The organism is Vibrio sp. J2-4, from assembly GCF_021728155.1.
Taxonomy (GTDB): Bacteria; Pseudomonadota; Gammaproteobacteria; order Enterobacterales; family Vibrionaceae; genus Vibrio; species Vibrio diabolicus.
The window spans coordinates 385,305-398,996 of the sequence record NZ_JAKKCN010000001.1; the positions used below are offsets into that span (position 1 = coordinate 385,305).

The 13,692-nt window shown below is 45.8% G+C and carries 10 protein-coding genes; 9 read left to right on the plus strand and 1 reads right to left on the minus strand.

Annotated features, from left to right (window positions below):
- Positions 1-42 precede the first annotated feature (42 nt).
- Positions 43-783 carry a transglycosylase SLT domain-containing protein gene (locus tag L3V32_RS01795; RefSeq protein WP_079855598.1) on the plus strand — a complete coding sequence of 247 codons (741 nt, stop codon included), beginning with the start codon at positions 43-45 and terminating at the stop codon, positions 781-783.
- A gap of 9 nt (positions 784-792) precedes the next feature.
- Here L3V32_RS01795 and L3V32_RS01800 read toward each other — a convergent pair whose 3' ends face one another.
- On the minus strand, positions 793-2,097 hold the full coding sequence (locus L3V32_RS01800) for a hemolysin family protein (protein ID WP_164666897.1): 1,305 nt from the start codon (positions 2,095-2,097) through the stop codon (positions 793-795).
- 176 nt (positions 2,098-2,273) lie between these two features.
- On the opposite strand from L3V32_RS01800, the gene L3V32_RS01805 reads away from it, so the two are divergent.
- The 8 genes from L3V32_RS01805 (at position 2,274) to L3V32_RS01840 (ending at position 13,691) form a co-directional block, all read left to right on the plus strand.
- On the plus strand, positions 2,274-3,482 hold the full coding sequence (locus L3V32_RS01805; RefSeq protein WP_237283714.1) for a DEAD/DEAH box helicase: 1,209 nt from the start codon (positions 2,274-2,276) through the stop codon (positions 3,480-3,482).
- A gap of 253 nt (positions 3,483-3,735) precedes the next feature.
- A complete protein-coding gene (locus L3V32_RS01810; protein ID WP_006742864.1) occupies positions 3,736-4,398 on the plus strand; it encodes a TrkA family potassium uptake protein in 663 nt (220 codons plus the stop codon).
- Positions 4,395-5,762, plus strand: coding sequence for a TrkH family potassium uptake protein (locus L3V32_RS01815; protein ID WP_237283715.1), 1,368 nt, complete (start codon positions 4,395-4,397; stop codon positions 5,760-5,762). The genes L3V32_RS01810 and L3V32_RS01815 overlap by 4 nt, the downstream gene beginning before the upstream one ends.
- 356 nt (positions 5,763-6,118) lie before the next feature.
- The gene (locus tag L3V32_RS01820) at positions 6,119-9,103 is read left to right on the plus strand and encodes a M6 family metalloprotease domain-containing protein (RefSeq protein WP_237283716.1); all 2,985 of its coding nucleotides are present in this window, start codon (positions 6,119-6,121) and stop codon (positions 9,101-9,103) included.
- 173 nt (positions 9,104-9,276) lie between these two features.
- The gene (locus L3V32_RS01825) at positions 9,277-10,089 is read left to right on the plus strand and encodes a sugar transporter (protein WP_237283717.1); all 813 of its coding nucleotides are present in this window, start codon (positions 9,277-9,279) and stop codon (positions 10,087-10,089) included.
- Between the two features lie 176 nt (positions 10,090-10,265).
- On the plus strand, positions 10,266-11,735 hold the full coding sequence (locus L3V32_RS01830) for a protein adenylyltransferase SelO (RefSeq protein WP_237283718.1): 1,470 nt from the start codon (positions 10,266-10,268) through the stop codon (positions 11,733-11,735).
- 212 nt (positions 11,736-11,947) lie between these two features.
- Positions 11,948-12,946, plus strand: coding sequence for a TRAP transporter substrate-binding protein (locus tag L3V32_RS01835; protein WP_237283719.1), 999 nt, complete (start codon positions 11,948-11,950; stop codon positions 12,944-12,946).
- A 70-nt stretch (positions 12,947-13,016) separates the two neighbouring features.
- A complete protein-coding gene (locus L3V32_RS01840; RefSeq protein WP_005390505.1) occupies positions 13,017-13,691 on the plus strand; it encodes a TRAP transporter small permease in 675 nt (224 codons plus the stop codon).
- Position 13,692 lies beyond the last annotated feature (1 nt).

A 13,692-nucleotide genomic window follows, 5' to 3' on the forward strand; every position in this document is an offset into this window, starting at 1 on the left:
ACATACTCATTGTTGCTGATATTTATATTAAACGTGTAGGAAATGGATTACATTTTGGGAGTGTTCCCTAAATCCGGCTTCGTTGTGAAAACGGTTTATAAGCAACTGTATAAATTAGTAAAGTTCCAAAAACTGCACCAAAAAAAAGATAAGTTTCTTGCCAAATCAATTCGCTTGGTGAGTTCGAACCATCGACTGCGCCAAACACTTCCTTTACTTTCTCGAATTGTCAAAGAACACGACGCGTCAACAGTCTCTTCGGTTGTTGATCCCGAGAACGCGGTGGCGTGGGGAGGCAAAGTTTCTCCAGAGTTCAAATGCAAAGTCATTCGTATTAGTGAAGAGCTGGAGATCAACCCTAATCATCTGATGGCATGCATGGCATTTGAAACCGCTGAAACCTTCAGTCCAAGCATCAAAAATGGTTCAGGAAGTGGGGCGACAGGGTTAATTCAATTTATGCCCTCTACCGCTGAGTCATTAGGAGTGAGTACGAAAACTCTTGCGAGGATGAGCGCGGTCGAGCAACTTGACTATGTAAAAGCCTATTACTGGCCATATCGCCATAAAATCAATAGTCTGGAAGATGCGTATATGGCAATTCTCTATCCTGCTGCGATTGGCAAACCGTCTTCTTTCGTTTTGTTCAAGCAAGGCTCGATTGCATACCGACAAAATGCGGGTATCGATCGTCACAATACAGGAAAAATCACGCTTAATGATGTTTCCTATAAAGTACGGAAAAAACTAGAGAAAGGTTTACAGCCCAATTTGATGGGATAGGGCCGTGCTTTATTCCACTTCGCTATTGTTGGTTGGTGTATCGGTGTCTTTGGTGACTCTGACTTGCATAATGCGATGTTTTTTAACGAGGAGTATGTCAAATCGCCAACCTTGGTAGTGAATGTGCTCCCCAACATTTGGGACTCGACCGTAAAGCCATGTCAAAAGCCCATTTAATGTTTGAAAGCCTTCTCGCTCTTCGCCTTCTATGCTGCTCAGTTCGAGTTTATTCTTGAGCTCATTGAGCGGGATCAACGCGTCCATCAACCAACTGCCATCTTTTTGTTGCTTGGCCCACACTTGCTGTGGTGCCATGCCCAGTTCTCCAGCAATTGACTTTAACAAGTCGTAAAGGGTTACTAGGCCTTGTACATCACCATACTCATCGACAATAAAGACCATTTCCGCACTGGTTTGTTGCATGTAGTTAAGGAGAGGTAACCCTTTCATGGACTCGGGTACAAAACGCGGACGCTTGAGCTGTTTAGCCAGTTTACTGATAGACAATTCGTCATATTCATCGAGCAGGACTTTGGATGAAATGGTACCAATAATATTGTCCAAACTACCCTTACAGACTGGCCATACGGAGTGTTGGGTTTGGCGAAGGTCAGTAAGGATGACATCAATAGGTTGGTTGGCATCCAGGTAATGGATATCGCACCGTGGTGTCATTAACGATAATGCTAAACGATCGTTAAGGTGGAGTAAGTTGCGAATCATCAATTGCTCTTGTGGCTCAATCGCACCGGACTCAGAGCCTTCGCTAACAATAGCAAAAATATCCTCCTCGGTAACAATCTCACCGTTGCTGTCGTTTTGGCGCAATAATCGGAGAAAAGTATCGGTTGAAAACGTCAATAAGAAGACAAAAGGAGTGGTGAGCTTGGCGAGCCAGTGGATCGGATAAGCTACGATAATAGCGATGGTTTCTGCGTTGTTTTGTGCGAAGCGCTTGGGAACAAGTTCTCCCACCACAATCGCGAAGTAGGTGATCATGAGCACGACGCTCGTCGTTGAAAGTACCGTTGCTATCTCTCTTTCTAGCCCTTGGGTTACTAACCAATTTTCGAATGGTACTGAAAGCGTTGCTTCACCAAAAATACCACTTAATAGCCCGATGACGGTAATGCCTATTTGGATCGTGGAAAGAAACTGAGTCGGATTGTTTTTAAGTTCGAGCGCTAAAGCGGCAGAGGCGTTGTGTTCTGCAATTAATTTTAGCCTTCCGCTTTTGGCTGCGACTAGAGCGATCTCTGACATAGCAAACGCGCCATTGAGTGCGATTAATCCAACCAGCAGTAATACGTCCATAACGTTTCCCAGTAATGTACACGTTAGCAGCATAACTAGATTCACGCGCAAGAAATGTGATGTTGCGAGTAAATCATGCAGCGCTCTATTATCGGGCTCTACGTGCATGAATCCTTCTGTTACTTCACTGGGATTCTGATACACTACGCGCCCATTTCCTCTGTTGAGACGTTTCTATGCCATTTTCTAAGCTTGGTTTAAGCGCATCGATTACTGATGCAGTAAAAGCGCTAGGTTATGAAAAACCGACCTCTATCCAACAAAAAGCCATTCCAATCGTACTGCGTGGTAGTAACTTAATTGCCGCAGCACAAACGGGGACAGGTAAAACGGCCAGTTTTGTTCTACCAATCTTAGACAAGCTTAGTCAAGGCGAAACGCAACGTAAAAAACGCGCTCGCGCTATTATTCTTACGCCCACACGCGAACTTGCGCTTCAGGTTCATCAGAGCATTGAAGCTTATGGTAAAAACTTACCGCTGCGCTCAATGGCGATGTTTGGTGGTGTGGATTATGCGCCACAAAAACAAGCCTTGATCGAGGGTGTCGATATTGTGGTAAGTACGCCGGGACGTTTGATTGACCTGTACGGTCAACGCGCTATTCACTTTGATGAAGTGGAAATGCTAGTGCTTGATGAAGCGGACAAAATGTTGGACATGGGATTCATCGATGCGATCGATAAGATCGTTGATTGCATGCCAGAACATGTTCAAAGTCTGCTGTTCTCGGCAACGCTATCTAACCCTGTTCGTGATTTGGCGAAAAACGCGATTATTGATCCTGAAGAGATCACGATTGCAAAACACAGTGCATCTAAGTCGAACATCAAGCAGTGGATCACCACCGTCGATAAGGACATGAAGTCGTCGCTGTTAAGTCACATGCTCAAAGAAAACGACTGGTCACAAGTACTGGTATTTATTGAAACCAAACACGGTGCTGCCAAGCTTGTTAGCCAACTTGAAAAGCGCGGCATTGTGGCTGAAGCGTTTCACAGCGGCCGTAATCAGCGTGTTCGCCAAGAATTAATAGAAAAGTTCAAAGCCGGTGAAATCCAGTACCTAGTCGCAACTGGTGTTGCAGCGCGCGGTATTGATATCGATAACTTGCCCGTTGTTATTAACTACGACTTACCGTATCCAGCAGATGAATATGTACACCGTATTGGTCGTACTGGTCGTGCTGGCGCACAAGGTGAAGCGATCTCATTAGTCTCAAAAGATGACTTTAAAAACCTTTGTATGATCGAGAGCCGTTTAGGGCACTTGCTAGAGCGAGTGGAAATTGACGGCTTTGCACCAAGAAAGCCAGTGCCGATTTCTATTTTAAATTACGTACCTAAGAACAAGCGTAAACTGCACGATAAGCGCGAATCAAAATAGCGTGTTTTGTCTCTACGATCCAAAAGCCGCATTGTTGCGGCTTTTTGCGTTTTAGGGAGATTCACTCATGGGTTGACAGTGTTGGCTTTTATGCCGTAATGAGGAAAAAAGTTAATTTATGTCATACGCTTAACACTCAAAGTGAGTCAGCTTTCGTAAAGCTTTTGTCAATTCTCTGTCCTCAGGTTTGCACAAGGTTAGGAATGGGCGCAGACTTTTTCGCTTGCTAGTGAATGCATAAGATGAGGCATAAATGAAAACAGGTGATAAGCAATTCGCCGTTATTGGTCTTGGCCGATTTGGTTTGGCAGTGTGTAAAGAGCTACAAGATTCAGGAGCTCAAGTTTTAGCGGTTGATATCAACGAAGACAGAGTTAAAGAAGCTGCCAGTTTTGTTAGTCAGGCAATTGTGGCTAATTGCACTCACGAAGAGACGGTTGCTGAGCTTAAGCTTGATGATTACGACATGGTGATGATTGCTATCGGAGCGGACGTTAACGCCAGTATTCTCGCCACACTGATCGCCAAAGAAGCGGGAGTGAAGTCAGTATGGGTTAAAGCCAACGATCGATTTCAAGCGCGTGTCCTGCAAAAGATTGGTGCGGACCACATTATCATGCCTGAACGTGACATGGGGATACGTGTCGCGCGTAAAATGCTCGATAAACGGGTTCTTGAGTTCCACCCTTTAGGTAGTGGCTTAGCCATGACGGAGTTTGTGATTGGATCTCGTTGGATGGGTAAGACATTAAGTGACCTCGCACTGTGCAAAGTCGACGGTGTGCAAGTACTCGGGTTTAAACGGGGCCCAGAAATAACCAAGGCGCCAGACCTTAATACCAAGCTGGAAATTGGCGATCTCATTATTGTGGTTGGCCCGCAAGATGCGCTGGCAAATAAATTAAAATCACTATGACGCAGTTTCATCAAAAAGGCGTTTTTTACGCGCCAGATGGTAAACGAGAAAAAGGTAAGGGTAACGAGCCGCGGATTATATTGCTGAGTTTTCTCGGTGTGTTGCTGCCTTCTGCCGTGCTGTTAACCTTGCCAGTTTTTTCTGTTACAGGCCTTTCGATAACGGACGCTTTGTTTACCGCAACATCCGCCATCAGTGTGACAGGGCTTGGTGTTGTCGATACCGGGCAACACTTTACGTTAGCCGGGAAGATCTTGCTGATGTTTTTAATGCAAATCGGTGGGTTGGGACAGATGACGTTGTCGGCGGTTTTACTCTATATGTTTGGTGTGCGTTTAAGCTTACGCCAGCAGGCGTTAGCGAAAGAAGCGCTAGGGCAAGACCGACAGGTCAATTTAAACCGACTGGTGAAGCGGATTGTGATTTTTGCGCTTGTCGCGGAATCTATTGGGTTTATTTTCCTTTCCTTTCGTTGGGTTCCTGAAATGGGCTGGCAAACTGGCATGTTTTACGCGTTATTTCATGCGATTTCTGCGTTTAACAACGCAGGGTTTGCTCTGTTTTCAGACAGTATGATGAGCTTTGTGAATGACCCGCTGGTTATCTTTACCCTGGCCGGGTTATTCATTTTTGGTGGGCTTGGTTTTACTGTTGTCGGAGACATCTGGCTGAACTGGCGTAAAGGTTTCCACTTTTTGCATCTTCATACCAAAATCATGCTTATCGCGACACCGATATTGCTCTTTGTTGGGACGGTGATGTTTTGGTTACTCGAGCGGAGTAATCCAAACACAATTGAATCGTTACCTTTGGCGGGTCAATGGTTGGCGGCATTCTTCCAATCCGCTAGTGCTCGAACGGCCGGATTCAACAGTGTCGACTTGGCGCAGTTTACCCAGCCAGCGTTATTGATCATGATTGTTTTGATGTTGATTGGTGCTGGGTCCACCTCAACGGGGGGCGGCATTAAGGTTTCCACATTTGCCGTTGCGTTCATGGCTACGTGGACCTTTTTGCGCCAAAAGAAACACGTGGTTATGTTTAAACGAACCGTAAACTGGCAAACCGTGACTAAGTCACTCGCCATTATCGTTGTGAGCGGCGCCATTCTGACAAGCGCGATGTTTTTATTGATGCTCACAGAGAAGGCAAGCTTTGATAAGGTCATGTTTGAAACCATTTCCGCATTTGCGACGGTAGGACTTACCGCTGGTTTGACGGCAGAGCTTTCTGAACCTGGCAAGTACATTATGATCGTGGTGATGATCATTGGTCGTATCGGGCCTCTCACGCTTGCCTACATGTTGGCCCGCCCTGAGCCTACCTTAATCAAATACCCAGAAGACGCCGTTCTTACAGGTTAAAGTAGCGTTTATCTGCACCCCACCGACCATAACGAGCACTGATTAATAGCAGTGCTCGTACATTTATAAAATATGTGGGACGTTGCCCAATTTTATCTACAAAGTCGCAGAAGTTTATTTCTTCTTCCTTTTGTTTCGATACTATTCATTCACTCAATTTATACCCTCGGAAGCCACACTTACAAAAGTATTTGGGCATCCGACGCTTTTGTAACGTGATGCTAAATAATATTGTGTTATCTGAGCGAATTGATACCAGCCTTAGTCGTTAGCCACTCAACCTCATTCTATGTTTATGGGTTACTGTGTACTGGCTGTGCTTGGTATTAAACGAATCGAAAAGATGGAGCCGTACTTTGAAATTCAACACACTCGCCTTGACTATGCTAACTGCGCTTCTTGCAGGTAAGAGCATGGCAACTACTCCGCCATCACCAGTTTGGCATACTATTGCGTTGAGCGATGGTACCTCTAGTGAGGCAATTTTACGCGGCACTGCCGATTTCCACTGGTTTGAAGATAAACAAGGTAATGCCTTGGTTCATGAAGATGGTATTTGGTTTTTTGCACAGATTCAGCGCGAGTCAGACATCCCAACGTTGCGCTCGACGGGTGTTGCTAAAACTCAATCGAGTGATGCGCCTGAATCGGCGAAGTTTCGCCCGGATCTACAAGTTAAGCCGCAGTTATCTTCTCTAAAAAACATTGAACCGATGGCGCGCCAAAATCTATTGCGTTCGGCGCAAGGTTATCAGGCGATGAGTAGCTCATCGGTGAAGCAACAACCACTGTTGGTTGTGCAAGTCTCCTTTGATGACCAAGTAATGGTGCATGACTTCGAACAACGTGTGTTTAATACAGATGGCCAAAGCGTTGTCGATTATTTTGATAAAAACTCTCAAGGGAAATTCAAAGTTGTCCCTGCGATTGAGAGTTATGGTACCGCGAATGATGGTGTGATCAATGTGACCGTGGCGCAAAGCCACCCAAATTGCCACTCTAGTTCAACAGACAAGACTTGCACTGCCAAGTTGAATGCGGTCTTCACCGAAGCGTATCAAAAACTGGATCCGTACTTTAATCTTTCGGCTTACGACAGCAATCAAAATGGTACCGTAGAACCGTCAGAACTCTCAGTTATGTTTATTTTTGCGGGTGGCGACCGTTCAACCGGATTCCTTGATCGTCCTTCTATTTGGCCGCATAAATTCTCTCACGACGATGTGACACTAGATGGCAAAAAAATTGCCGATTATTGTGTGTTTGCTGACTACCAAGTTGATCATCAAGCGACGTTAGGCGTGATCGTACATGAGCTTGGCCATTTAATGCTTGGCTTGCCGGATTTGTACGCAAGGAACAGTGATGCCTCGATCGGTTCTTGGGGCGTGATGGGCGGTGGTTCATGGGCACAGAAACCGGGAGACTCATACGCAGGAGACACGCCAGTGAACATGAGTGCGTGGAGCAAACACGCCGCTGGTTTCGTAGTACCAACGATCACTCATGAAAGCCCGATGCCTATTTCCGTGAACAACGACGATTTCAAACTGGTGTATCTCGACCCGTACTTGAAAGAGTTTGGCCCACGCGTTTATTTGGAAAACCGTACCTTTAGCGGTTACGACCGAGCATTGGCGGCAGAAGGCATACTAGCGACGTCGGTTAATGTCCAGAATCGCTTTAACGATGTTGGCGCGATGCAGGTTCAAATCATGCAGTCCGATGGTCTGAATGAGTTAGAACATGATGGAAGCAGTGATGCCGGCGATTTGTATCCTAATGGTGGCAATGTCATTTCAGATACATCGACCCCAAGTCTGAGAGCGATCGCCGGGTTTGATACTGGGGTTCGTATTTCCAACATTGCCAGCAATACCAACGGCGGCAGTTTTTCTCTTGAGCATATAAACGAGCCAAATAAATCGGCATGGTTGAACTCTCTTCACCAAGGTTATGTGTACGCAAGTGGCAGTAACACTCTGGCGGTATCATTGGATTTGAATGCTGAGACAAAGCTTGATGGTCTTCAACTTTACGCGCAAAGCAATAGTGCTCAAAGTGACATGACTTATCGAGTATGGCGATTCCCATTCTCAGGTAACGTGGGCTACCGATTAATATTGGATCAGAACAATGCTGAACTTTTACAGCAAGGTAGCTTCCAAAAGCCATCCCGAATTTTATTCCCTCAACCGAGCCAATTAAGTGCGGGTCAGCACCTGTTAGTAGTGGAATTAGAAGGCGGTGAATTTGAATCGAACTTTGACTTTGGCCGCTTACTAAAAACTGAAAAATCATCCCTGCCTGTAATGTGGACTGGTAATTACAACGAGATAGGTACGTTTGGTTTAGAGCAAGCCGGGTTCTCTTATGTTCCGTTCGCAGCACTGTTGAATGTGGAGGCGAACAACATTGTTGAAGCGAAAGCTGATTCACTGCAAACCGATAAGAATACGCCAGTCGATCTGAACCTGATGGACAATGATTTCATGGCCATAGGGTATCAGTTCAATGTGGACATTGTGCAGAGGCCTGAGCACGGCACCATTTCTGGCAACCAATACCAACCTGAAGCTAACTTTGTTGGTTTGGACAGCTTCCAATATCGTTTGCTGTCTACGGACGGCGTGTATTCGTCTTCGGTTGTGAGCGTGCAGGTCGAAGTACTTGGTAGTAATGAAGCACCAAAAGCGCTCATCGATGTGGATAGCCAAAAGATTACTGCTGGACAGAAAGTAACATTGTCGGCGGCAAACAGCACAGATGCGGATGGCGATGTGTTGAACTACCGATGGGAGCAATTGGCTGGTACTTCAGTTTCTATCGGAAATTCGGCCAGTGCTACGGCAAGCTTTACAGTGCCTCAAGGTATAAAAGCGGGTGAGGTTCTGACATTCCGTCTAACTGTTACTGATCCAAGTAATGAAACCTCCAGTGCTACCGTCAATTTAACCATGCAAAACGCAGCGCCAGTCACGTTAGCAGATACGGCGACCGTTGCCGTTGGTGAAAGCATTGTGATTGATGCTGCTGGCAATGATTCGGATGTGAATGGCGATAAACTGGTTGTAGAAAGCGTACAGAACCTAACGGGCGTGGGAAGTGCGAGTGTAGAGAATGGTAAAATTCGTTTTCAAGCTCCGGATAGTGCGGTTGATAACATCAAGCTGCAATACACGGTCTCAGATGGCAACGGTGCTACCGCAATAGGTGAAGTGACCGTTACGGTTGTCGCTTCCTTGAAAACAACGACATTCAAGAACTCTGAAGGTAGCGGCAGTGTTTCTTATTGGGCTCTGATGTTACTCGTTGCATTGGGCTGGCGACGCCGCATCTAAAACGATATCGAATTACGGTATAAGCCACTCACATTGAGTGGCTTATTTTTGTACCCGTTTTGCTTCCTAGTACCTCTAATTATCTTATGAGATGTGTTTCTCATTATTTTTAAAGCGATTTTTCTATTCAGCGGTTACCCTATGGGCAGATTTTTATAAATTAAGGATGTTGTATGTCAACCGAGGACTTTTCTGTTTCGGCAATATGCCGAGAAGCAGCAGTGATGGTTAGAAGGAACCTACTCGCAATTGTCATTGCTTGTATTCCATTGATCATCGTGCACTCAATTTTTGTGTTTATGTATCCTGAAATGACGGGGCAAGATCAAGCGAACGCTCAAGAAGGAAACATCGCGGGATTTTATTTCGTCACAATCATTTTATACCCACTTGTTGCCGCGATGGCGGCTGTGCGTGTACACCGAATTTATTTGGTTGGCGATTACATGCACTCAGCGTTGGATGTATTTCGCTTGTCAGCCAGAGAATTCCGTTTCATTGGCTGGTGGATATTATTTGGGTTGATGATGATGCTCGTCATTGGTATCCCAATCTTTGTGTTGTCGTTTCTCTATATTGCAGAAAGTGGTGAACCTGATTTTGTCGCCATGGCGTTTATCACAACGGTTGCAAGCATTCCGGGCTATTGGGTGATGGCGCGCTGGTCGTTCGTGTTGCCAGCGACCGCAATGGATCATCAGCCGCGCAGCTTGCGTCGTTCGTGGAACCAAAGCAGACCATACAACAAACAAATATTCATTTTGATGGGCTTAATTCCATTGGGCGCGGGATTGCTCAGTCAGCTTATCTTTAGTCACTTTACTAACCTCTTCATGCTGAGTCTTGTGGGTGTTGCCTATGGTATTTTCGGTGCGTACCAGTTGGCTTTGTTATCGTTGAGCTATAAAACGGTCGTGGACATTGAACGCGCTCGTTTTGATACACCATCAGAGCCACCAAAAACGGGTGAAGAGTTTTCCGCTTAATCATTTGATCGCTTTTACATACCACTTCCGTTTGTGAGGTGGTATGCAGCGGGTTAATACCTTCCTACCGCCTTCGCGTTATTCACGCAAAATACCCATGCCCATTTCATGGCTGAATGACAGTGACGTTCACACGTATACTGACAGCAGTACTTCTTTTTATTAAGGAACCCCACATGTCCATTTGGCAACGGGTCAGTTTCACCCATCGCTTTAGTCAATTATCGTCAGCTTTCTATACTTTGGTCGAGCCGCAACCCTTGGATAACACTCGTTGGGTCGCTTGGAATGGTGAGTTTGCACAGCAGTTTGGTTTACCAGCAGAGCAAAGCGATGAGCTATTGGCGGTTTTTTCTGGGCAAAGCGAATTCGAACCGTTTCGCCCTCTGGCGATGAAATACGCAGGACATCAGTTTGGCGTTTACAACCCAGACTTGGGCGATGGACGTGGATTGCTGTTGGCGGAAATTGAGCATCAAGATGGCACTTGGTTTGATCTTCACCTTAAAGGCGCGGGGCTAACCCCCTACTCGCGAATGGGGGACGGCAGGGCGGTGTTGCGCTCAACCATTCGTGAGTATCTATGTAGTGAAGCCATGGCAGGGCTTGGGATCCCGACGACTCGTGCTCTTGGCATGATGGTCGGTGACACGCCGGTTTATCGCGAGAAAACAGAATTCGGCGCAATGTTGATTCGTATGGCGGAGACCCACGTGCGTTTTGGCCATTTCGAGCATTTTTTCTATACCAATCAATTGGCAGAGCAGAAGTTGCTGGCGGACAAAGTGATCGAGTGGCACTTTGCTGATTGTGCATCGGCAGAGAAGCCATACGCTGCAATGTTTGGTGAAATTGTTCAGAAAACAGCGGACATGATTGCTTATTGGCAAGCGTATGGGTTTGCTCATGGGGTAATGAACACCGACAACATGTCGATCCTTGGTCAAACGTTTGATTACGGCCCGTTTGGTTTTCTTGATGATTATGAGCCGGGATATATTTGTAATCATTCCGACTACCAAGGCCGTTATGCATTTGACCAACAGCCAAGAATTGCGCTTTGGAACCTATCAGCACTCGCGCATGCGCTATCGCCACTCGTTGAGCGAGAAGATTTAGAAGCGTCGTTGAGTCAATTTGAAGTCCGGTTGAGTCAGCAGTTCAGCCGCCTAATGCGTGAGAAGTTGGGTTTAAAAACCAAGATCGCGGAAGATGGACGTTTATTTGAAGCAATGTTTGAGCTCCTTCACCAAAATAACACGGATTACACTCGCTTCTTTAGAACGCTTTCAAATCTTGATACTGATTCTTCTCAAGCCGTAATCGACTTGTTTCTTGACCGAGAAGCTGCGCGAGCTTGGCTTGATCTGTACTTAGCTCGATGTGAACTAGAGGTTGATGAACTAGGGGATCTGATTTCAGCCGAACAACGTTGCGAACAGATGCGTCAAGCCAATCCCAAATACATCTTGCGTAACTACTTGGCTCAGTTGGCGATTGATAAAGCGGAAGAAGGGGACTTTAGCGAATTACACCGATTGGCCGAACTGTTAAAGCGCCCATTTGATGAGCAGCCCGAGTTTGATGATTACGCGAAATTGCCACCAGAATGGGGGAAGAAAATGGAGATAAGCTGTTCTTCATAAATGGGTCATTTCCCACCCATTTGAATCTTTTTCTTGGGTGGAATTCACTCGTTATACTCTGTATTCATGTTAATGGGCTTTGTTAATTTATTGAAATACATATGAATTTTAACATGGTCCATTAATTGCTCTTTGTTGAACATCCGTACCCATCGCCTAACACTTAGTTATTCATGGACGGGATGGGATGTGATTCAACAAGGAGAATAATAATGTTTAAGCCTCTAACTCTACTATCTGTCTCTGCGCTTGCTGTAACGAGCTTTAACGCTGCCGCGAATTGTGACCCAGGTGAAACGGTCATCAAGTTCAGCCATGTAACGAACGCGGACAAACACCCAAAAGGTATTGCGGCTTCGTTGCTTGAAAAACGTGTCAACGAAGAAATGAACGGTAAAGTCTGTATGCAGGTGTTTCCGAACTCAACGCTTTACGATGATGATAAGGTGTTGGAAGCACTACTAAATGGTGATGTTCAACTCGCTGCACCTTCTCTTTCTAAGTTTGAGAAATTCACCAAAAAGTACCGCCTTTTCGATCTGCCTTTCTTATTCGACGATGTCGACGCTGTTGACCGCTTCCAAAACTCTGAAGCCGGTGAAAAGCTGAAAAACTCAATGAAACGACGTGGCCTACAAGGTATTGCGTTTTGGCATAATGGCATGAAGCAAATGTCAGCCAACAAGCCGCTCATTTCTCCAGCCGATGCTGAAGGGCTTAAGTTCCGTGTTCAAGCTTCGGACGTTCTCGTTGCTCAGTTTGAACAGCTAGGCGCAAACCCGCAAAAAATGTCATTCAAAGAAGTGTACGGTGGCCTGCAAACTAAGGTTATTGATGGTCAAGAAAATACTTGGTCAAACATCTACGGCAAAAAGTTCTTCGAAGTTCAAGATGGCATTACGGAAACGAACCACGGGATTCTGGATTACCTAGTGGTGACGTCAAACGACTTCTGGAAAAACTTACCAGGCGATCAGCGCGAGCAGCTAAACACAATCATCCAAGAGGTGACAGCGCAGCGTAATGCTGAGTCGACCAAAGTGAACCTGGCGAACAAAAACAACATCATCGAAGCTGGTGGTGTGGTTCGCACGTTAACGCCAGAGCAGCGCCAAGAATGGGTCACTGCACTTCAGCCAGTATGGAAGAAGTTTGAAAAAGACATTGGTTCTGACCTAATTGAAGCCGCTTTGGCTTCTAACCAAAAATAATAACGCCTAGCACGCTTAGCCCTCTCGATTAGAGGGGGCTCTTTTCCCCTACAGACGACGTGATGTAATTATGGAACAGACTTTTTTTGCCAAGGCTGGACGAATCACCGATGCCATTGAAGAGACTTTGATTGCTTTCTTCTTAGGTGCCATGACCTTGTTAACCTTTGCCAATGTCATCTTTCGTTATGTCTTTAACGACAATATTCTTTGGGCGCTTGAGCTCACCGTCTTTATGTTCGCATGGATGGTGTTGGTCGGCGCTTCTTACGGTGTGAAAAAACACTTTCATATTGGTGTTGATGTGATCATCAACATAGTGCCAGAGGGCAAACGAAAAGCCTTGGCGTTATTTGCTGCAATATGCTGTTTAGCCTTCTCTATTTTGCTTTTAATTGGCTCTTGGAACTACTGGTATCCGTTCGCCACAGACCGAGCGTGGTATGAAACGGATGATATTCCAATGCCGGAAATGCTTCAGTTTATGGCGGATTGGTTAAACGAGGGAGAGCGTTACGAAAAGCTGCCACGTTTTATTCCTTATTTCGCTTTGCCGCTTGGTATGGCGTTGCTAACGCTGAGATTTGCTCAGGCAACATGGCAAATTGCTACCGGAAAGCTCGACCGACTGATTGCAGGGCATGAAGCAGAAGAAGAGCTAGAGGCGCTTCAAGAAGAGATGAGTGATGCCGGTGATCTTATGGCTCCAAAGGCCTCAGACAATTCTAAGAGCAAGGAGCAATAAG

Bases quoted from the DNA above. Each gene is read 5' to 3' on its own strand.
- L3V32_RS01795 (WP_079855598.1), top strand. From the start codon at position 43: ATGGATTACATTTTGGGAGTGTTCCCTAAATCCGGCTTCGTTGTGAAA.
- L3V32_RS01800 (WP_164666897.1), bottom strand. From the start codon at position 2,097: ATGGACGTATTACTGCTGGTTGGATTAATCGCACTCAATGGCGCGTTT.
- L3V32_RS01805 (WP_237283714.1), top strand. From the start codon at position 2,274: ATGCCATTTTCTAAGCTTGGTTTAAGCGCATCGATTACTGATGCAGTA.
- L3V32_RS01810 (WP_006742864.1), top strand. From the start codon at position 3,736: ATGAAAACAGGTGATAAGCAATTCGCCGTTATTGGTCTTGGCCGATTT.
- L3V32_RS01815 (WP_237283715.1), top strand. From the start codon at position 4,395: ATGACGCAGTTTCATCAAAAAGGCGTTTTTTACGCGCCAGATGGTAAA.
- L3V32_RS01825 (WP_237283717.1), top strand. From the start codon at position 9,277: ATGTCAACCGAGGACTTTTCTGTTTCGGCAATATGCCGAGAAGCAGCA.
- L3V32_RS01830 (WP_237283718.1), top strand. From the start codon at position 10,266: ATGTCCATTTGGCAACGGGTCAGTTTCACCCATCGCTTTAGTCAATTA.
- L3V32_RS01835 (WP_237283719.1), top strand. From the start codon at position 11,948: ATGTTTAAGCCTCTAACTCTACTATCTGTCTCTGCGCTTGCTGTAACG.
- L3V32_RS01840 (WP_005390505.1), top strand. From the start codon at position 13,017: ATGGAACAGACTTTTTTTGCCAAGGCTGGACGAATCACCGATGCCATT.